Annotated in this window: 9 protein-coding genes and 1 CRISPR repeat array; of the genes, 4 read left to right on the plus strand and 5 right to left on the minus strand. The window is 63.8% G+C overall.

All coding sequences use genetic code 11. The annotated features are described in order from the left end of the window. Positions 1–391 precede the first annotated feature (391 nt). Positions 392–838: a TIGR00725 family protein gene (locus tag J2129_RS07865; protein WP_209630343.1), complete on the plus strand. Its 447-nt coding sequence runs from the start codon at positions 392–394 to the stop codon at positions 836–838. Here the strand turns inward: J2129_RS07865 and J2129_RS07870 are convergent. From J2129_RS07870 to J2129_RS07880, 3 genes are read right to left on the minus strand one after another with little or no spacing between them, the layout of a single operon-like run. Further along, positions 804–2,663, minus strand: a complete 1,860-nt coding sequence (locus tag J2129_RS07870) for a molybdopterin biosynthesis protein (protein ID WP_209630344.1) — start codon at positions 2,661–2,663, stop codon at positions 804–806. The two genes, J2129_RS07865 and J2129_RS07870, sit on opposite strands and share 35 nt — an antisense overlap. After that, positions 2,657–3,859, minus strand: a complete 1,203-nt coding sequence (gene glp, locus J2129_RS07875) for a gephyrin-like molybdotransferase Glp (RefSeq protein ID WP_209630345.1) — start codon at positions 3,857–3,859, stop codon at positions 2,657–2,659. The genes J2129_RS07870 and glp overlap by 7 nt, the downstream gene beginning before the upstream one ends. Beyond that, positions 3,856–4,038, minus strand: a complete 183-nt coding sequence (locus tag J2129_RS07880; RefSeq protein ID WP_209630346.1) for a hypothetical protein — start codon at positions 4,036–4,038, stop codon at positions 3,856–3,858. The genes glp and J2129_RS07880 overlap by 4 nt, the downstream gene beginning before the upstream one ends. A 487-nt stretch (positions 4,039–4,525) precedes the next feature. Further along, a CRISPR array of direct repeats spans positions 4,526–6,445; the repeat unit is 29 nt; unit sequence GTGTTCCCCACACGCGTGGGGATGAACCG. A 103-nt stretch (positions 6,446–6,548) separates the two neighbouring features. Between J2129_RS07880 and J2129_RS07885 the strand changes: the two genes are divergently transcribed. From J2129_RS07885 to J2129_RS07895, 3 genes are read left to right on the plus strand one after another with little or no spacing between them, the layout of a single operon-like run. Continuing rightward, complete coding sequence (locus J2129_RS07885) at positions 6,549–7,088, plus strand: RDD family protein (RefSeq protein ID WP_209630347.1); 540 nt, start codon at positions 6,549–6,551, stop codon at positions 7,086–7,088. Between the two features lie 3 nt (positions 7,089–7,091). Continuing rightward, the gene (locus tag J2129_RS07890; protein WP_209630348.1) at positions 7,092–7,934 is read left to right on the plus strand and encodes a transglutaminase domain-containing protein; all 843 of its coding nucleotides are present in this window, start codon (positions 7,092–7,094) and stop codon (positions 7,932–7,934) included. A gap of 54 nt (positions 7,935–7,988) precedes the next feature. Further along, positions 7,989–8,192, plus strand: coding sequence for a type II toxin-antitoxin system HicB family antitoxin (locus tag J2129_RS07895; RefSeq protein WP_209630349.1), 204 nt, complete (start codon positions 7,989–7,991; stop codon positions 8,190–8,192). A gap of 178 nt (positions 8,193–8,370) precedes the next feature. Here the strand turns inward: J2129_RS07895 and J2129_RS07900 are convergent, their stop codons facing one another. Then, positions 8,371–19,062, minus strand: a complete 10,692-nt coding sequence (locus J2129_RS07900; RefSeq protein ID WP_209630350.1) for a right-handed parallel beta-helix repeat-containing protein — start codon at positions 19,060–19,062, stop codon at positions 8,371–8,373. Positions 19,063–19,516: 454 nt separating this feature from the next. After that, on the minus strand, positions 19,517–21,115 hold the full coding sequence (locus tag J2129_RS07905; RefSeq protein WP_209630351.1) for a right-handed parallel beta-helix repeat-containing protein: 1,599 nt from the start codon (positions 21,113–21,115) through the stop codon (positions 19,517–19,519). Positions 21,116–21,307 lie beyond the last annotated feature (192 nt).

Consider the following 21,307-nt stretch of genomic DNA (forward strand, 5'->3'; position numbering starts at 1 on the left):
GGTCCGGGGGCGGAGTCCCCCGGCGGATGATGAGAAGACACGTACCTGATCCTCCTCGATCGCCTCCTCATGAAGATCACGCAGGAACACCACCCCCCTGATCAGAATTGGGTGACCTTCACCAGATCCACAGAACCCCATCCCCCGCCAATCGCCACGGCGGGGGTCCGGGGGCAAGGCCCCCGGCGGATGATGAGAAGACACTCACCAGATCAGAACAGAAAGACCCTCATCAGATCCACAGAACCCCATCCCCCGCCTATCGCCGCGGCGGGGTCCGGGGGCGGAGTCCCCCGGCGAACAAGGAGAGGTACACCCCCCACACCTCAATTGCGCCCCCCCCCATACACACCAAGAAGAATTTACATCTCTACCGCCCAAGATCGCAACCATGCAGATCGCAGTCATCGGTGCCAGTAACGCATCGCCAGAAGAGGTCGAGGCCGCCGAGACCGTCGGCTACCTCCTTGCACAGAACGGAGCCATCGTCGTCTGCGGAGGGCTCGGCGGCGTCATGGAAGCCGCATGCCGGGGGGCAAAAGAGGGCGGCGGGACCACCGTCGGGATCATCTCAGGGACCAATGGCGAGAACCCGTACGTCGACGTCGTGGTGAGGAGCGACCTGGGACATGCGAGGAACACCCTGGTCGTCAGTTCGGCCGACGCCGTCGTCGCCGTCGGCGGGGAATACGGCACGCTCTCCGAGATCGCCCTTGCGCTCAAGATGAAAAAATCGGTCTTCGGGGTGAAGACCTGGGAGATCGACGGCGTCTTCCCGTGCTCCACCCCTGAAGAGGCCGTGCTCACGGCAGTACGCGCCGCACGCCTGTCTCACTGACCCGGTAGCCCCCGAGGGCGGTGAGCACCCCTTTGAACTCCTCGGACGAGACCGCCCTGAGGAGGGCGGCGACCCGCGGGTCGTCGAGAGTCTCGGCACGGAGCACCAGTTCGTAGCGCTCGGTGGCGACCGGCGTGAAGGCCAGACCGAGCGCCTTCGCCGCCGAGTACACTCCCATCCCGCACTCGGCCTCCCCCGACCGCACGGCCAGGGCGACGCCGAGATGGGTCGTGAACTCCCGGTCGTAGCCCGCGATGGTCGCCGGGTCGGTCCCCTCCTCCCTGAGAAGATGGTCGAGGAGGATCCTGGTCCCCGACCCCTTCTGCCGGTTCGCATACCGCAACGTCGGGAGATCCTCGAACTCGACCGGGTCCCTGGCGATGAGCCCCTGCTCACGCTCGGCCACGCAGACACAGACCAGGTCTTCGTTCGGCATATATTTCTTCAGATACGGGAGGTTGTACTCCCCGTCGGCGCCCAGCAGATGCATCGGCGCCGCATGACACTGCCGCTTCTTGAGAGTGAGCAGACCGCCCATCGACCCGACATGGGTGGAGTGGACCTCCACGCCCTGCGGCCTCACCAGGTCGGCAAGCGAGTCGAGGGCCGGGTCATGACTCCCGGTGACCAGGACGGCCTCTTTTGCCTGCCGGCGCGGGACCATCAGCCTGGCCGTGACCGCCTCGCCGGCCTCGACCCCTTCTTTCGCCGACGGGATGGTCATCAGGGCGTTCGCCCGCACCGCACTCATCTGGACCCCGGCCCCCCGCGACTGCGGGACGGCCACCCAGGAATCCCCGATCCGGCCCACCGAGAGCAGGACGAACTCGTCGGTCCCGATGTCAGAGTGGAGCGTGGTGGTGAGCGTCGCCTCGACGGTCTCCGGGTCAGGGACCGGGAACCCGTAGCCGGCGACGAGCGGGGTGATCACCTCGCGCAGGATCGTGAAGGCCGCCAGCGGATACCCAGGCAGCCCGATGACCGGTTTGCCCCGGATCTTTCCGATGATCACCGGCTTGGCCGGTTTGATCCCGACCCCGTGCACCAGCACCTCGCCGAACTCGTCGATGAGCGAGGCGGTGAAGTCCCGCGTCCCTGCCGACGACCCGGCCGAGACGATGAGGAGGTCGTTCTCCTCGATCCCCTTCTCGATCGCCGCCCTGATCAGGTCGGGTTCGTCTGGGACGATCCCGTACCTTGTCGGCGTCACCCCAAGCGACCGCAGGTGGGCGGCGGCCATGAGCGAGTTGCTCTCCACCGTCTGCCCGGCCCCCGGCCTCGTGCCTGGGGGCACCAGTTCGCTCCCTGTCGGGATGATCCCGGCGCGGAGGGCGAGCACCGGCATCTCGGTCACCCCGTAGGCCGCCAGGGCCCCGAGTTCGTGGGGCCTGACCGTGTGCAGGGACGGGAGGATCATCTCAGACTCCCCGATGTCCTCGCCCACCGGACGGATATGCTGCCAGGGTGCGGCCGGTTTCCTGATGGTGTAGGTCCCGTCCTCGCCGAGCCAGACGTCCTCGATCATCACGACGGCGTCGTACTCGTTTGGGACCAGGTTGCCGGTGTTCACCCGCAGGGCGTCCGGAAGAGTGACCGCCCGCGTCTCGCTCGCACCGGTCGTGTCCGCACTCCGGACGGCGATCCCGTCCATCGCCGAGAGGTGGACGCCAGGCACCGAGAAGCGTGCGAAGATCGGGGCTGCGGTCACCCGGCCCGAGGCCTCGTCGAGCGGGACCGTCTCGGTTCCGGGGCGGCCGCCGCACTCGTCTCGCACGATCTCAAGCGCCCGTGCGAGGGAGACGAGGTCGAGGTAGCGCCTTACCACAGGACCACCTCCACCTCGTCGCCCTCTTCAAATCCTTCCCTGGTCGCCGGGACGACGACGACGCCGTCGCTCCTGACCAGAGTGTTGAGGAGTCCCGACTTCCCAAAGACCGGGACCGCCTCGCCGGCCTCGACTTTCACCCGCACATGGTCCTCCCGGCCTTTCGCCGAGGGGATGTTCGCGGCCAGGCGCACCCGCACCCGCCGCGCTGCCACCGGGGCACCGGCGGCACGGGCGAGGAGCGGGGCGACGACGGTGGTGAGGACGATGTAGGCCGAGCCCGGATGCCCGGGCAGACCGATGACCGGCGTCGTCTCGACGCGGCCGAGGATCGTCGGTTTGCCCGGCGAAAGGGCGATCCCGTGCACGAGCACCGTACCAAGTTCGCCGATGACTCCGGCGCTCATGTCACGCACGTCCTTGGACGATCCCCCAGAGATGAGGACAAGGTCGCACTCCTCGACCGCCTGCGTGAGGACCGGTCTGAGGAGGGCGGGGTCGTCCTTGATGATCCCGTAGCGCTTTGCCTCGCACCCGTGCTCGCGGGCGAACCCGGCGCAGAGATACGAGTTGGCGTCCCGCACGCGTCCTGGGGCGAGGGGAGTGTCGGCAGGCACCACCTCGTTCCCGGTCGAGATGACCCCCACGACCGGGACCTTCTTCACCGGCACGCGGGTCACGCCTGCCGAGGCGAGCACCCCGAGGTCCTGCGGGGTGAGCCGCCGGCCCGCCGGGAGGACGACCGCACCGGCGGCAAAGTCCTCGTCATGACTGAGGACGTTCTCGCCCGGCGCCACCGCATGGTGGACGAGCACCTCGTCTTCCAGCGTCTCGGAATACTCGACCATGGCGACGGCGTCGGCGCCCGGCGGCAGCACTCCGCCGGTCGGGATGTACCAGCAGGTCCCGCTCTCCACCGTGCCGGGCGGCGCCTGGCCCATCTCGACTCGTCCCTTGAGGCTGAGCATCGCGGGCAATGCCTCTGAGGCCCCGGTGGTGTCCCTGGCGGTCACGGCATACCCGTCCACCACCGAGCGGTCGAAACCGGGAAGGTCGGCGGCGGCGGTGACGTCCTCGGCAAGCACCCGGTGGAGAGCGTCCTCAAGCCCCACCTCTTCGGTGCCGACCTCGGGGGCGATCGAGCGTGCCACCTCGACCGCCTCTTCGACCGGCACCACCTCAAGAAAGAGACTCATTTGAAGCAACCAAGCTGGCAGGCGTGGATCTTGATCTTCGGGTCGTGGCGGTTGCAGTACCTGGCGATGTCCATCTTAGGGATATCGTACTTTTCGCAGATGGCGAATGCCTCCTCGCAGCGGATCCCGGTGGTGATCCCGAACTCCTCGAAGGCCTTCTCGATCAACTCTTTGTCCATGAAGTGACATTGCCCTTCAAAAAGATAGTATTTCCCCTGAGAGGAGGGGGCGGGAACGCGGGACGACCGGATTCCAGGCGGAGAGGACGCACGCCGGCGACGGCACGTCTCCAAAAAAAAGCGCACGAGAGAGATATGGACGAAATGATCACGACGCCTCGCCCTCTTCCTCCACGCGCTCTTCTCTGAGGGGCGTCCCGTCCATGCACCGGTCCGCATTCCCGGGTCCACCCGGCATGGACATGAGCACGATTCTTTTCTGCGGCACCTCCAGGTATGGCGGAACCCTCTCATCTCTCCACGGCCCCGAAACGTTGCCAGAGATGAGAGGCGGCGAAGTCAGAAGGTTCATCTCATTGCTCTTCTATAGTGAGATATGATGCCGCAGGGTTCTCGTCTGGTGCGCTGGCGCAGGGGTGCCGGGATCCTCCGGGGTCGAAAGGGGCAGTAGGAAGGAAGGTTCTTTCCGGGGATGATAACGAGTAGAGTGTTCCCCACACGCGTGGGGATGAACCGCCGGACGGGTCGCGCCTCAGGGGAGATATCCAGTGTTCCCCACACGCGTGGGGATGAACCGGAATCTCATCGAGACGCGGGAGGTGAGCGACGGTGTTCCCCACACGCGTGGGGATGAACCGATCACCGACGCCGAACGAGAGCGCCGGGTCGAGTGTTCCCCACACGCGTGGGGATGAACCGCCAGAGGTCCCCCCGAGCGCAGGACGGAAAGAGTGTTCCCCACACGCGTGGGGATGAACCGTCGTCAGTGAGGAGGTCGAAATAGCCGCTTCCGTGTTCCCCACACGCGTGGGGATGAACCGGTGCATCGCCGGTGCGGTGGTCAGCGTGAGGAGTGTTCCCCACACGCGTGGGGATGAACCGAGCTCCTCGCAGACTCTCCTATCTCAATTTTCGTGTTCCCCACACGCGTGGGGATGAACCGGGGCTTACGCAAACACCATAATTCACCTCAACGTGTTCCCCACACGCGTGGGGATGAACCGTCGCTTCAGTGTTCGGCCAGGTGATCGCCCCCGTGTTCCCCACACGCGTGGGGATGAACCGCAGGCGTACGGCAAATATCTGGATCGCATCAACGTGTTCCCCACACGCGTGGGGATGAACCGACAGTGCCTTTGTGTTGGCCCGTTGTATGGGCGTGTTCCCCACACGCGTGGGGATGAACCGAACTATTCCGAGGTCTGACCCCGTACGTGACGGTGTTCCCCACACGCGTGGGGATGAACCGTCAAACGAGGCGCCGCAGTGCGGACAGGTCAGGTGTTCCCCACACGCGTGGGGATGAACCGGGTATCTTGGTCGCACGCTGACGCCGGGGGAAGTGTTCCCCACACGCGTGGGGATGAACCGACATCAGGCGTCACGATGTCGTGCGACGACGCGTGTTCCCCACACGCGTGGGGATGAACCTGGGGCTCCCGCAGGTCGGGCCGCCCTCACGAGGTGTTCCCCACACGCGTGGGGATGAACCGATCCTCTAGAAAGTTCTCGACAGGGTTCTGCGGTGTTCCCCACACGCGTGGGGATGAACCGCTAATCCCCCCCGCATTGCCTGCACCGTCTCCGTGTTCCCCACACGCGTGGGGATGAACCGTGCGCGAAATGGATTGAGTTCCCGTTCGGGAAGTGTTCCCCACACGCGTGGGGATGAACCGCAGGCGCGGCGAAACCAGGCGACAAATGCTCTGTGTTCCCCACACGCGTGGGGATGAACCGAACATCATCGCTCCAGGGAAGGGCTATGCGTTGTGTTCCCCACACGCGTGGGGATGAACCGGGGACGTGTGGGATCGGTGGGTGGACCCTATAGTGTTCCCCACACGCGTGGGGATGAACCGTTCAGGCGCACGTCAATCCCATGCTCCGACGCGTGTTCCCCACACGCGTGGGGATGAACCGTTCAGGCGCACGTCAATCCCATGCTCCGACGCGTGTTCCCCACACGCGTGGGGATGAACCGACGTCCCGCTTCTCTACCAGATCCCGGCTCAAGTGTTCCCCACACGCGTGGGGATGAACCGACCAAAATTTCGTATCACGCTCTTGCGTCGCTGTGTTCCCCACACGCGTGGGGATGAACCGGTATCAGGGCGAACTCATCACGAAGGAGGAAGGTGTTCCCCACACGCGTGGGGATGAACCGATTCGCGGCATCTCAGGACTCCGTAACCTCATGTGTTCCCCACACGCGTGGGGATGAACCGAACACATCTCCCTCGTCGCCAGGGGTGAACCCGTGTTCCCCACACGCGTGGGGATGAACCGCCTCATCGCCCCCTTCGTATCGTTTGGGTGGCGTGTTCCCCACACGCGTGGGGATGAACCACCCCTCTCCACCTCGCCGCCCATGACGTGAAGTGCTCCCCACACACGAGGAGAGAACCCAGGTCGATGACTCCCCCACCGCAAAAGAGGAGTGCCCCCCCTCCTCCCCGGGCAGACCAGAATGATCATCCACATATAGATCCTGAAAAATTCATCTCATCATTATGTACTGCCAGACCTGCGGCGAGCCCCTCCCTGACGACTCCCTCTACTGCTCCTCATGCGGGAGACGCCTCGGCGCCGCCGTCCTCCAGGCCGATGAAGAGCCCGTCGAATACGCCGGGTTCATCAGACGGTTCGTGGCATATATCGTGGACGCTCTCATCTTCGTCGCAGTATCCTTCCTGCTGATCATGATGGTCTTCATCGTCCTTGGAGCATTCATGGAACCCTCGCAGATCATCTCGCTGCTCATCATGATCGAACCCCTCATCTATATCCTCAGTTTCACCACGTTCTACTTCTACTGCGCCTACCTGGAGAGCTCTCCCCGCCAGGCCACCGTCGGGAAACGGGCCCTCGGGATCGCGGTCACCGACGCCGACGGCGAGCGGATCACCTTCGGCCGCGCCACCGGCCGATTTATCGGCAAACAACTTTCAGGACTCTTTTTCCCGGTCTTCATCATCATCGCACTCACCCAGAAAAAACAGGGACTCCACGACATGGCCACCGACACCCTGGTCGTCAAAAAGAGGGTGTGAACCATGTACTGCCGAAAGTGCGGGGCCAAAATCGAGGACGACACCCAGTATTGCACCAGGTGCGGGGCGGCCACCAGGCACGAGGACGAGGGGGACGCCGCCTACGCACCTGCACCCGCTCCCGCACCCGCAAAGAAAAACTCCCTCCTCGACCGCAGCCACCCCCTCCTCTGGGCATGCCTCGGCATCGGCTTCTGCTTCATCTTCGTCCTCCTATTTGCCATCGACGACGACGGATGGACCACCGAGGTCGGGGCGGCGATCCAGGACGCCACCGACTACCAGGACCCGGCCACCCGAGACTTCGCCCTCACCCTCGTCAACCCCGAGAACACCGGCGAGTTCAACATCGCCCAGGCCTGCGACGTCTGGGAAGCCGTCTATGACCAATGGACCTATGTCGAAGACCCCCTGGGCACCGACTACTTCTCCCCGGCAAGTCGGACCATCGAGGTCGGGCTCAAAGGCGACTGCGACGACTTCGCCGTGCTCATGACCGCCCTGATGGCGGCGATCGGGGGCGAGGCGCGGGTCGTCGCCGCCTACGACGGCTACGGCAACGGCCACGCCTTCTCAGAGATCTATGTCGGCGACCACTACGAAGACCTCAAAGGCGCCGCCCACTATGTCTGCGACCGCTACCAGTGCACGACCATCTGGTACCACTGCCGGGAAGGGCTCCTCGGGACCGAGTACTGGATCAACCTCGACTGGCAGAACGACCATCCGGGCGGCTACTATTTCCCGTGCGCCGACGCCGTCGCCGTCTACACCGACGGGACCGAGGAATATCTCAGCGCCGACGGGGACCCGGTCAGGAGCATTCGGTGCTGGACCGGGGGGTGAATGGCCCAGAGACCGACCTCTCCCTATATCTCTCACCAGTTGAGATTACATGATATGAGACTGAATGTCGTGCTTGCACCCAACGACAAAGGAGGATATACCGTGTATGTACCAAGCCTCCCTGGTTGTCTCAGTACAGGCGATACAAAGGAAGAAGCGCTGGAATATATCGGGGATGCAATCGACTTCTATCTTGAAGCAATAGAGGAGAAACCCGATCTGAGCGAAAATGCCGAGCAGATCGAGGTCGAGGTCTAAGCAAGGCACCTGTTTCGCAATACCTCTGACTCGCCCCATGGGAGGTTCCCACAGACTCCCCACCCTTCTCTCAGAGTCATCCTCACGAGATCACCATCCGGCCTTTTCATGAAGATCAGTGCGAGAGAACAGACCGACGATCAGAATAGAAGACCCATTCCAAAAAAAGGTGGGAGGGTTATCTCCTCCTCCACACCACCATGCCGACGACGAAGAGGGCGACCGCCGCGGCAACGACAAGCACCATCATGAGGAAGGGAGGTTCGGTCCCGGCGGGCGTCGGGCCCGCCGCCGGCGGGGACGGCGTGATCGGTGCCGGTGTCTCGACCGGTGCGCCAGGGGTCATCACCGGGGTCTCGACCGGCGAGGGGTCGCCGCCGATCGCAAAGAGCGAGAAGCCCGCACTCTTTGCCGAGAAGTGCCAGAAGGTCTCGTCCTCCCTGACGACCTCGTTCGGAAGGGCCTGCCACTCGTCGTCGTGATACCGGTACAGCACCACGTCGGCGGGTGTGAGACCGTGCTCTTCGAGCCACGTCTTCGGGACTTTGAAGAGGAGGAGGGCGCCCTCGATCGCATCCTCGGTCGTGTGATAGAGCGTCACCTCGTCGTACTCGTAGACCGTGCCGGCCGGCGCCTCGACGCCTGAAGGCCGGGCCGTCTTCCCGATAGTGACCATGACCTTCGGGATCGTCTCCGCGGCCGTCACCCGCACCTCATAGATGGCCGAGTCATGGAGCACGAGCGAGGCGGTGTCGCCGGCCAGGATCGTTCCTGCCGACCCGGCCGAGGTAGTCGAACCGCCGCCGGATGAGGGCGAACTCCTGCCGCCGGGTCCGGGCGTCGAGACCACAACACTCTGCTCGGCGGTCGACGAACCGTAGGCATTGGAGACGGTCAACTGCACGGTGTAGGTGCCGCCCCGCTCGTAGCGGTGGGTGGGAGAGGGATCGGTCGACGTGGCCCCGTCGCCGAAGTCCCATGACCATGCGGTGATGTCCCCGGTCGAGGTGTCGGTGAAGCCGACGTCCAGCGGGGCGTTGCCTTCACGGGGTGAGAGGTCGAAGGCGGCGACAGGCGGGGCGAGGACGGTGACCGTCCTGGTGGTGGCGTTGGTGACCTCGCCGGTGCTCACCGTGAGCGTGATCGGGTAGGTGCCCGGGGTATCGTAGGTGACGCTCCGGTTGATCTCGGCCGGGCTCGTGCCATTCACCTGCCGGCCGTCGCCGAGGTCGAGGTCCCACCTTTCGGGCGTACCGCCGCTGCTGACATTGACGTCGAGGGTGAAGGGTGCGTTGCCCTCGGTGGCGGAGAGGATGAGGAGCGGTTCAGACATGCCGACGACGATCTCGACCGTGCGGACGAGAGTGACAAGGTCGCTCGTCTCCCCCCATGCGGCGGTCAGGGTGGCGGTGTACGTCCCGGCCTTCTCATAGACATGGGACGGCCCGGGGCACGGGTTCGATTCGTCGCCGTCGCCGAACGTCCAGACGAGACGGTCGGGCCAGGGATCCGTACACTCGGTGTCGAAGGAGACGTTGAGGGGTGCAGGGCCCTGCCTGGGCGCGGCATAGCCCTCAATGTCGACCTCGTTGACCTCGACGGTCACCCGCTCGGTGGTGCCGGCCAGGAGGTCGACCGACGCCCGCCCATAGGTCATCGGCCCGACGATCTCGATGGTGTGGGTGCCCGCGGGGATGAAGAAGGCATCAGAAGGCGGGGTGGGATCGTCGGCCCTCACCACCGCACGGGGTACGGGCGCGAACGAGTCGGCGGTCCGGGTGGTGTTCACCCCGTCGACGTACACGAACCCGCCGTACGCCGAGGCGCGGATCAGCGCCGTGCCGCGGTTCCCGCCGTCCACCAGCGGGAGTTCGTCGGTGCCGAAGCCGGTGATGGTCAGGGTCTCGTCGCAGATACCGTCGCAGTCGACGTCGGCGCCCCACTCAGAGAGGTTCTGGTCGGTGCCGTTGAGCCAGAGGTTGCCGCCCAGATACGGCCCACCCGCGATGGTGGTGCCGGGGGCGTAGGTGCCGTTGAGGGCGGCGGCGGTGGATTCATACGCATAGATGTTGGTGGGGTTGTCGAGGCGGCAGTTGACGATGGTGGCGTTGTGGGACTCGTTGAAGTATGCCCCGCCACCGCCTTCGTCTGCGGTGTTGCCGGTGAGAGCGGTGGTGGTGAGCGTGGCGTTCGGGGAACTCATGAAGTATGCCCCGCCGCCTTCGTCTGCGGTGTTGCCGGTGAAGGTGGCGTTGGTGAGCGTGGCGTTCGGGGAACTCATGAAGTATGCCCCGCCGCCTTCGTCTGCGGTGTTGCCGGTGAGAGCGGTGCCGGTGAGCGTGGCGTTCCGGGACTTGTAGATGAATGCCCCGCCGCCGAACTCCGTGGCGTTGTTGCCGGTGAGAGCGGTGCCGGTGAGCGTAGCGGCATCGCATATGTAGATGAATGCCCCGCCGCCGTATTGACCTGCCTTGTTGTCGGCGAAGGTGGTGTTGGTGTACACAGCGTTAATGGAGAAGATGAAGAATGCGCCGCCGCCGTATTGACTTGCCTTGTTGTCGGTGAAGGTGGTGTTGGTGAGCGTGGCGTCCTCGGAATACCAGAAGCATGCCCCGCCACCGTAGGGTGCGGTGTTGTTGATGAAGGTGATGGCGGTGAGTGCGGCGTCTTCGCATGAATAGAACTCTGCCCCGCCGCCGTTGTAGGTTGCGCTGTTGTTGGCGAAGGCGGTGGTGGTGAGCGTGGGATTCTGGCAGTTATTGAAGTAGGCGCCGCCGCCGTGGTTGGATGCGGTGTTGTCGGTGAACACCGCCCCTTCCACCAGGAGGTCGTCGACGTACCAGGCAGAGAGGGCCCCGCCGGCTTGATCCGCCATGTTCCCGTCAAAGGTGCAGTCGGCGATGGTGAGGTGCTGTAAGTGGGATTCATAGGCGCCACTGGCGTTGATAGCGGCGCCTTTGCCGTTCAACTGGTTCCGCGAGATGTTGAGGTCGCGGAACGTGGCGTTGTCGGCGGTGACGCTGAACGCCGGCGTGGTGCCGGAGATGTTGGTGATGAGCGGCTGGACGGGCGATCCCTCCCAGCGCTTGACCGTCACGTTGGGGGCGTCGATGACGGTCCCGCTATCGTACGCGTGCCCGGCCACGCCCCAGATATGGACGGTGTCGCCCGCGCCGAGGTCGGGGATATCAAGGAGACTGGTGAGGTTCTCGCCGCCGACGACCTTCGAGATGTACCAGTCGGTCGGATGCTCGACGGGCTCTGTGAGGGTGAAGGAGAGAGGATCGTTCTCGCCCGGGACGATGGCGACCTCCTTCACTTCAGAGGAGACCCCATCCTTCTGCACAAAGACCGTGCGGTTCCCGACCGGGAGGTAGAAGGTGCGGTTCGCGGTGCGGGTGGTGTTCGTGTCGTCGACGAAGACGAAAGCATCGGAAGGCGTGGCGTTGATCTGCACCGTCCCGCCGTATATGAGCGGGAGGGCGTCGGTGCCGAAGCCGGTGATGGTCAGGGTCTCGTCGCAGATGCCGTCAAAGTCGGCGTCGGCGCCCCACTCGGAGATGTTCTGGGCGGTGTCGTTGAGCCAGAGGTTGCCGCCGAGGTTCGGCCCGCCCGCGATGTTGGTGCCGGGGGCGTAGGTGCCGTTGAGGGCGGCGGCGGTGGAACTCTTTGCATAGATGTTGGTCGGGTTGTCGAAGCGGCAGTTGGTGACGGTGGCGTTCTTAGAGTCCCTGAAACTTGCGCCGCCGCCGTTGGTCGCGGTGTTGCCGGTGAGAGTGGTGGTGGTGAGCGTGGCGTTCGTGGAATCGTAGAAGTATGCCCCGCCACCGCCGTCGGTCGCCGTGTTGTCGGTGAAGGTGGTGGTGGTGAGCAAGGCGTTCGTGCACCAAAAGAAGTGGGCCCCGCCGCCGAACCTGTCTGCGGCGTTGTTGTTGAAGGAGGTGCTGGCGAGGGTGGGCGCAGTGCAGGAGACGAAGTATGCCCCGCCGCCGCAACCGTCTTTTGCGGTGTTGCCGGTGAACGTCGCCCCCTCGACCAGGATATCGTCGACGAACTCGGCATAGAGCGCACCGCCGTGTGCATTTTTCCCTTCAACCGCGTTCCCGGTGAAGGTGCAGTTCGTGATGGCGAGACGCTTTAAGTGGGATTCATAGGCCCCCCTGGCGTTGATCCCGGCGCCGTCATCATAATTAGATCTCAGCCGGTTTCGAGAGATATTGAGGTCGAGGAAGGTGGTGTTGTCCGCGTTCACGGTGAACGCCGGTGCGGTGTAGGGAGCGCTGGTGATGAGCGGCTGGACGGGCGATCCCTCCCACCGCGTGACCGTCACGTTCGATGCGTTGATGACGACTCCGCCCTCGTACGTATGCCCGGCCACGCCCCAGACATGGACGGTGTCGCCCTCGCCGAGGTCAGGGATATCAAGGAGACTGGTGAGGTTCTCGTCGCCGCCGACCTTCGAGACGTACCAGTCGGTCGGGTGTTCGACACTCTGGTTGAGGTCGAAGGAGAGAGGATCGTTCTCGCCCGGGGCGATGGTGACCCGCTTCGTGGCAGAGGAGACTCCGTCCTTCTGCACCGAGACCGTGTGGTTCCCGACCCGGAGGTAGAAGGTGCGGTTCGCGGTGCGGGTGGTGTTGGTGTCGTCGACGAAGACGAAGGCGCCGTCGGCGGAAGGCGTGGCGTTGATCTGCACCGTCCCGCCATATATGAGCGGGAGGTGGTCGGTGCCGAAGAGGCTGTTGTCGCTGTTGTTGATGGTCAGGTTCTCATCGCAGATGCCGTCGAAGTCGGCGTCGGTGCCCCACTCCGAGATGTTCTGGGCGGTGTCGTTGAGCCAGAGGTTGCCGCCGAGGAAGGGGCCGCCCGCGATGGTGGTGCCGGGGGCGTAGGTGCCGTTGAGGGCGGCGGCGGTGGAATCATACGCATAGATGTTGGTGGGGTTGTCGAAGCGGCAGTTGGTGAGCGTGGCGTTCGTGGAATCGTAGAAGTATGCCCCGCCGCCGCCGTCGGTCGCGGTGTTGCCGGTGAGGGCGGTGCCGGTGAGCAAGGCGTTCGTGCACATCCCGAAGTATGCCCCGCCGCCGTATCGTGCGGTGTTGCCGGCAAGGGTGGTGCCGGTGAACGTGGGATTCTGGCAGTTATCGAAGCATGCCCCGCCGCCGCACCCGCTTTCCGCGGTGTTGCCGGTGACGGTGGCGTTAGTGAGCGTAACGCCGTCGGAACCCATGAAATCTGCCCCGCCGCCGTTGTAGGTTGCGCTGTTGTCGGCAAGGGTGATGTCGGTGAACGTGGCGGCATTGCAGTTCTCGATGCTTGCCCCGCCGCCGAATTCCGCGGTGTTGCCGGTGAATCCTGTTCCCTCGACCAAGAGGTTGTCGGTGGCCTGGACGAAGAGGCCGCCGCCGAACTGTGCGGTGTTGTCGGCAAGGGTGGTGCCGGGGAGCGTGGCGGCAGTGCAGTACCGGATGCATGCCCCGCCACCGTAGTCTGCGGTGTTGTCGGCGAACGTCGTCCCCTCCACCAGGAGGTCGGCGACGAACCTGGCATAGAGCGCACCGCCTTCTGTACCGGTCCCGTTCACGGCGTTCCCGGTGAAGGTGCAGTTCGTGATGGTGAGACGCTGTAAGGGATCATCATAAGTCCCTACGGCGTTGATCCCGGCGCCGCTGCTTCTATCAAAGTCCAGGCGGTTCCGCGAGATGTTGAGGTCGAGGAAGGTGGTGTTGTCCGCGTTCACGCTGAACGCCGGGGCGGTGGTGCTGGCGCTGGTGATGAGCGGCTGGACGGGCGAGCCCTCCCAGCGTTTCACGGTGACGTTCGATGCGTTGATGACGACTCCGCCCTCGTACGTATGCCCGGCCACGCCCCAGACATGGACGGTGTCGCCCGCGCCGAGGTCGGGGATCTCCAGGAGACTGGTGAGGTTCTCGTCGCCGCCGACCTTCGAGACGTACCAGTCGGTCGGATGCTCGACAGGTTCTCTGAGGGCAAAGGTGAGGGGATCGTTCTCGCCCGGGACGATGGCGACCTCCTTCACTTCAGAGGAGACTCCGTCCTTCTGCACCGAGACCGTGTGCCCCCCGACCTTGAGGTAGAAGGTGCGGTTCGCGGTGCGGGTGGTGTTCGTGTCGTCGACGAAGACGAAGGCGTCGGCGGGCGTGGCGTTGATCTGCACCGTCCCGCCGTACACGAGCGGGAGGGCGTCGGTGCCGAAGCCGGTGATGGTCAGCGCCTGGTCGCAGATGCCGTCAAAGTCGGCGTCCGCGCCCCATTCGGAGATGTTCTGGGCGGTGTCGTTGAGCCAGAGGTTGCCGCCGAGGTACGGCCCGCCCGCGATGGTGGTGCCGGGGGCGTAGGTGCCGTTGAGGACGGCGGTGGATCCGCGTGCATAGATGTTGGTGGGGTTGTCGAAGCGGCAGTTGGTGATGGTAGTGGCATCGCAGTCATAGAACAATGCCCCGCCGCCGCCGTCGTCTGCGGTGTTGCCGGTGAAGGTGGTGGCGGTGAGCGTAGCGGCATCGCAGTTGTAGATGTATGCCCCGCCGCCCCAGTGATCTGCGGTGTTGCCGGTGAAGGTGGCGTTGGTGAGCGTGGCGTTGTGGGAGTCCCAGAAGAATACGCCGCCACCCCTGTCTGCAGTGTTGCCGGTGAACTTCGTTCCCGCCACCAGGAAGTCGTTGACGTACCTGGCAGAGAGCGCACCGCCGGATATGGATGTCCCTTTCACTTCGTTCCCGGTGAAGGTGCAGTCGGTGACAGTGAGGCGCTTCAGGGGGGTATTTTCATTTTTTCCGGCGGCGTTGATCCCGGCGCCGTACTTGTTGTTCAACCGGTTCCGTGAGATGTTGAGGTCGCGGAAGGTGGCGTTGTCGGCGGTGACGCTGAACGCCGACACGCCGGAGGTGCTGGTGATGAGCGGCTGGACGGGCGAACCTTCCCACCGCGTGACCGTCACATCTGATGCGTTGATGACGACCCCGCCCTCGTACGTATGCCCGGCCACGCCCCAGACATGGACGGTGTCACCCGCGCCGAGGTCGGGGATATCAAGGAGACTGGTGAGGTTCTCGCCGCCGCCGACCTTCGAGACGTACCAGTCGGTCGGGTGTTCGACACTCTGGTTGAGGTCGAAGGAGAGAGGGTCGTTCTCGCCCGGGACGATGTCGACCTCCTTCACTTCAGAGGAGACCCCGTCCTTCTGCACAAAGACCGTGCGGTTCCCGACCCGGAGGTAGAAGGTGCGGTTCGCGGTGCGGGTGGTGTTGGTGTCGTCGACGAAGACGAAGACGTCGGCGGGGGTGGCGTTGATCTGCACCGTGCCGCCGCCGCACTTCAGCGGGAGGGCGTCGGTGCCGAAGCCGGTGATGGTCAGGGTCTCGTCGCAGATGCCGTCAAAGTCGGCGTCCGCGCCCCACTCGGAGATGTTCTGGGCGGGATCCTGGAGCCAGAGGTTGCCGCCGAGGTTCGGCCCGCCCGCGATGTTGGTGCCGGGGGCGTAGGTGCCGTTGAGGGCGGCGGCGGTGGAACTCTTTGCATAGATGTTGGTCGGGTTGTCGAAGCGGCAGTTGGTGATCGTGGCGTTGTAGAACTCTTCGAAGTATGCCCCGCCGCCGTCGGTCGCCGTGTTGCCGGTGAAGGTGGCGTTGGTGAGCGTGACGAAATCGGAGTCGAAGAACAATACCCCGCCGCCGTACACCGTGGCGTTGTTGTCGGTGAAGGGGGTGCCGGTGAGCATGGCGACATCGCAGGTATCGAAAAATGCCCCGCCGCCGTAGTTCGCACCGTTGTCGGTGAAGGTGGTGCCGGGGAGCGTGGCGTTCATGCACCCCGAGACGTATGCCCCACCGCCGCGGGTTGCGGTGTTGGAGGTGAATTTTGTGCCGGGGAGCGTGGCGGGATAGCAGTCGTAGAAGTATGCCCCGCCGCCGTCATTGTCTGCGGTGTTGCCGGTGAAGGTGACGTTGGTGATCGTGGCGGCAGTGCAGTATAGGATGCATGCCCCGCCGCCGTCCTCGTCTGCGCGGTTGCCGGTGAACGTCGTCCCCTCCACCAGGAGGTCGTCGACGTACCGGGCATGGAGCGCACCGCCGCATGTAAATTGCCCGTTCACTTCGTTCCCGGCAAAGGTGCAGTCGGTGATGGTGAGGCGCTTCAGGTGGTTTCCTGGATTCCCGACGACGTTGATCCCGGCGCCGTTGCCGTTCAACTGGTTCCGTGAGATGTTGAGGTCGCGGAACGTGGCGTTGTCCGCCTTCACGGTGAGGGTGAAGGCCGACGTGGTGTTGCTGGCGCTGGTGATGAGCGGCTGCACCGGCGAGCCTTCCCACCGCGTGACCGTCACATCTGATGCGTTGATGACGACCCCGCCCTCGTACGTATGCCCGGCCACGCCCCAGACATGGACGGTGTCGCCCGCACCGAGGTCGGTGATCTCTAGGAGACTGGTGAGGTTCTCGTCACCCCTGATCGTCGAGACGTACCAGTCCATCGGATGGTTGATCTCTCTGAGATCGAAGGTGAGGGGGTCGTTCTCGCCGGCGGTGACGTTGACGTCCTGCTCACCGGTGAAGAAACCCTCCTTCTGCACCGAGACCGTGTGGTTCCCGACCGGGAGGTAGAAGGTGCGGTTCGCGGTGCGGGTGGTGTTGGTGTCGTCGACGAAGACGAAGGCGCCGTCGGCGGAAGGCGTGGCGTTGATCTGCACCGTCCCGCCGCCGCACTTCAGCGGGAGGTGGTCGGTGCCGAAGTAGGTGGTGAAGCCGGTGATGGTCAGGTTCTCGTCGCAGATGCCGTCGAAGTCGGCGTCCGCGCCCCACTCCGAGATGTTATGGGCGGGATCCTGGAGCCAGAGGTTGCCGCCGAGGTACGGCCCGCCCGCGATGTTGGTGCCAGGAGTACGGGTGGTGTTGAAGACGGCGTCGGAATTATACATATAGAGATTTATGGGGTTGTCGAAGCGGCAGTTGGTGACGGTGGCGGCATTGCAGGAATTGAAAAGTACCCCGCCGCCATTCTTGTTGGCGGTGTTGTCGGTGAAGATGGTGCCGGTGAGCGTGGCGGCATCGCAGCCGTAGAAATATGCGCCGCCGCCGTACTCCGTGGCGTTGTTGTCGGTGAAGGTGGTGCCGGTGAGCGCGGCGTTCGGGGAACTCATGAAGTATGCCCCGCCGCCGTTGGCCGCGGTGTTGTCGGTGAAGGTGGCGTTGGTGAGCACGGCATCACGGGAACCGCTGAATCCGACGCCGCCACCATTTGACGCATGGTTCCTGGTGAAGGTGGTGTCGGCGAGCGTGGCGGCATTGCAGTTCTCGAAGTATGCGCCGCCGTACCTGTCTGCGTTGTTGCCGGTGAAGGTGGTGCCGGGGAGCGTGGCGGCATCGCACCGCCCGAAGTACGCCCCGCCGCCGTACCTGTCTGCGTTGTTGCCGGTGAAGGTGGTGCCGGGGAGCGTGGGATTCTGGCATTTATCGAAGTATGCCCCGCCGCCGAACTCCGTGGCGTTGTTGTCGGTGAAGGTGGTGCCGGTGAGCGAGGGGTTGTTGGAACTCATGAAGTATGCCCCGCCGCCGTTGTGTGCGGTGTTGTCGGTGAAGGTGGCGTTGGTGAGCACGGCATCATGGGAACCGCTGAATCCGACGCCGCCACCGTAATCTGCATCATTCCTGGTGAAGGTGGTGTCGGCGAGCGTGGCGGCCTCGCAATTCACGAGATACGCACCGCCGCCGTAATCTGCATCATTCTCGGTGAAGGTGACGCCGGTGAGCGTGGTATTATCGCACTCGTAGAACCCGACGCCGCCGCCATTTGTCGCATGATTCCTGGTGAAGGTGGTGTTGGCGAGCGTGATGTTGCGACAGTACCCGAACGACGCCCCGCCATTGTAGGGCCAGGCAGTGTTGTTGGTGAACGTCGTCCCCTCTATCAAGAGGTCGTCGATGTACTGACCACGGAGCGCACCGCCGGCATTTTCACCCGCACCGCTCACCTTGTTCCCGACAAAGGTGCAGTTCGTGATGGTGAGGCGCTTCAGGTGGTTATTATCATTTTCTCCGACGGCGTTGATAGCGGCGCCGTTCCCGTTAAACTGGTTATCAGAGATGTTGAGGTCGAAGAACGTGGCGTTGTCCGCCTTCACGGTGAACGCCGGGGCGGTGGTGCGGGCGCTGGTGATGAGCGGCTGGACGGGCGAACCTTCCCAGCGTTTCACGGTGACGTCGGGAGCGTTGATGACGGTCCCGCCCTCGTACGTATGCCCGGCCGCGCCCCAGACATGGACGGTGTCGCCCGCGCCGAGGTCGGGGATATCAAGGAGACGGGTGACATTTGTATACCCCTGGGGGTTGCCGGTGCCCGGCACCGGGGAGACGTACCAGTCCCTCGGGTGAGTGCCCGCAGGGGGGTCAGGGGGGTCGGCCATGACGACCGGTGGCGGGGCGGTGACGTGCTCCTCCGCGACGATCTCGACCGAAGAGGCGTTCGTGACGGACGCACTCTCGTTGACCGCAGTGAGGCCGACGACGTGGGTGCCGGGCGTGTGGAACGTGTGGGTGAAGATCGATTCGTTCTCGTCGGCCGCGACGACGCCGTCGACCGTCCACTCCCAGAGGTCGACCGCGAGGCCCGCGGCCGCGCCGGTGAACCTGACCGTGAGCGGCACCGGGCCGGCGGGCGGTTCGGCGGCGAGCGCGAGGGTGAACGCCGGAGCCGAGGTGTTCGTGATGTTCGCAGGCAGTTCAGGTGGCGCACGAGTTTCAAGCGGCCCTGCGTCTTTTTCGCCGCCGGCGACCGGCAGGACAAAACAGATCAGGACAGTGAGTAGAACGATGAAAAGAGTTACATTTTTCCGGGAGGGGGGATTTTTGTTCATTTCAGACCTCCTCAAGAACCAAACGCGAGCCTCATCAGGTATGAGGCAAGGAAGTTCCTGTCGAAGCGTTAAGATTCGCGAAATTTAATTCTATGACATTTATAACTTTTTATTTTAGCTCAGATCCTTCAAGAGAAATCGGAATGAGCAAAAATTCATTCAGATTGGCGCAATAGACATTCAAGAATGTCAGAGATAATTGAAATGATAAAAAAGGGATGAGGATGGCTAAATATCCGTCAACCCCATCGAGCACCTGTCATGAAGAGGGGGGGGGGCGAGACGACAATCACCCCTCAGAGAAAAGTGCGGGATCTCCACCAGGCCCTCGCTTCAGCGCCCCACTGCCTGTCGCCACCGCGAGGGGGGGTCATCAACCCCCATAGGAGGCTTTGAAGGGCCAGGGGCCTGCCAGAGCGCGGTACCCCCCTGCCCCTTCTGTGCCCTCCACCGCTCAGGGTGCGGAGACCAGCGGGAGATAATCGGTGCCAAAGCCGTCGATGGCCAGCGGCAGGTCGCAGATCCCGTCGCCGTCGGCGTCGATGCCCCACTCAGAGATGTTCTGGGCGGGGTCACGCAGCCAGAGGTTGCCGCCGAGGTACGGTCCTCCGGCGATGTTCGTGCCGGGGGTGCGGGTGGTGTTGAGGACGCCGGCAGAGGTCTCTGCATAGAGGTTGGTGGGGTTGTCGAGGCGGCAGTCGGCGAGCATGACGTCTGTACACTCCTCAAAGCCTGCCCCGCCGCCGGCCTCCCTGGCGGTGTTGTTGGTAAAGGTAGTAGAGGTGATGAGGACAGGGGCATCGCACCATCTGAAGTACGCCCCGCCGCCGAGTTGTGCGGTGTTGTCGATGAAGGAAGTGGTGGTGACTGTGGCATTTTCGCACCCCGCAAAGTAGATCCCGCCACCGTATCGTGCGCTGTTGGCGGTGAAGGTGGTGGCGGCGACCGTGACATTCTCGCAGAAGGAGAAGTCCACCCCGCCGCCGTACCACTTTGTTGCTGTGTTGCCGGTGACGGTGGTGCCGGTGAGTGTGGTGTTATGGCATTTCCAGAAGCGTGCCCCTCCAGCGGACCCCCATGCCTCGTTGCCGGTGAAGGAGGTGTCGGTGAGGGCGAGGGCATCGCAGTCCTCGAATTCTGCCCCACCGCAGTTCGAAAGTGCCTCGTTGTCGATGAAGACGGTGTCGGTGAAGGTGGCGGCATCGCAGTGCTCAAAGCGCGCCCCGCCAGCGCACCCCCACACGTAGTTGTCGAAGAATGTGACGTTGGTAAACGCCGCGTTCCTCGACTCATTGAAGTATGCCCCGCCGCCATAGGGGGCCATTGCACGGTTGGAGATGAAACCGGTGTCGGTGAACGTGGCGTTCTCGCATCTCCATATGTATACCCCGCCGCCAGGCCCCCCTGCTACGAAGTTGCCGCGGAATGCCGTCCTCTCCACCTGGAGGTCGTCGACGTACTCGGTGTAGAGCGCACCGCCGCGTGTAGTGTTCCCTTCAACGGCGTTCCCGGCAAAAGTGCAGTCGATGATGGTGAGGCCCCTCAGAGGGGCCCCAGGATCTCCGGCGGCATTGATCCCGGCACCGCGGCTATTATCATAATTCAACCGGTTCCCCGAGATGTCGAGGTCGAGGAAGGTGGCGTGGTCGGCGGTGACGGTGAACGCTGGCGTGGTGTTGCCAGCGCTGGTGACGAGCGGTTGGACGGGCGATCCCTCCCAGCGTGTGACGGTGACGTCGGGTGCGTCGATGGCGATCCCGCCGTCGTAGGTGTGGTTCTCCACGCCCCAGAGATGGATGGTGTCGCCTGCGCCGATCTCAGGGATCTCATGGAGAGTGGTGTAGTTCCCGGTGCCGGTCGCAGAGATATACCAGTCTCTCGGGTGCGTGAAGTTCTCAAGCGGCAGGGGTGACGGACATGCCTCAGGCGAATACGTCTCAGGCGGCCCTGCGCCCTCTTCGCCGGCGGCGACCGGATGGACAAGAATGATCAGGGCGGCGAGCAGAACAAGAGAAATCACTCCTTTTTTTCCAGAAGAAAGGACCGTATTCATTTCAGACCTCCTCGACAACTGAAAACCAGCGTCGCCAGGGATGGCGGGGACGCCGTTCCCGTCGATATGGTGAGATTCGCGGAAATGGATTTTGATATTTATATATTTTTTTGATTTTCGTCGGGCCGTCATGACAGGATCAGAGAGCGCATTGATCTCCTGGTATCGGGCCTGAAGAGATTCACGGGCGTC

Origin of the sequence: Methanofollis sp. W23, assembly GCF_017875325.1 — an archaeon.
Classification (GTDB): domain Archaea; phylum Halobacteriota; class Methanomicrobia; order Methanomicrobiales; family Methanofollaceae; genus Methanofollis.

Bases quoted from the DNA above. Each gene is read 5' to 3' on its own strand.
- glp (WP_209630345.1), bottom strand. From the start codon at position 3,859: ATGAGTCTCTTTCTTGAGGTGGTGCCGGTCGAAGAGGCGGTCGAGGTG.
- J2129_RS07865 (WP_209630343.1), top strand. From the start codon at position 392: ATGCAGATCGCAGTCATCGGTGCCAGTAACGCATCGCCAGAAGAGGTC.
- J2129_RS07890 (WP_209630348.1), top strand. From the start codon at position 7,092: ATGTACTGCCGAAAGTGCGGGGCCAAAATCGAGGACGACACCCAGTAT.
- J2129_RS07880 (WP_209630346.1), bottom strand. From the start codon at position 4,038: ATGGACAAAGAGTTGATCGAGAAGGCCTTCGAGGAGTTCGGGATCACC.
- J2129_RS07900 (WP_209630350.1), bottom strand. From the start codon at position 19,062: ATGAACAAAAATCCCCCCTCCCGGAAAAATGTAACTCTTTTCATCGTT.
- J2129_RS07905 (WP_209630351.1), bottom strand. From the start codon at position 21,115: ATGAATACGGTCCTTTCTTCTGGAAAAAAAGGAGTGATTTCTCTTGTT.
- J2129_RS07885 (WP_209630347.1), top strand. From the start codon at position 6,549: ATGTACTGCCAGACCTGCGGCGAGCCCCTCCCTGACGACTCCCTCTAC.
- J2129_RS07895 (WP_209630349.1), top strand. From the start codon at position 7,989: ATGAGACTGAATGTCGTGCTTGCACCCAACGACAAAGGAGGATATACC.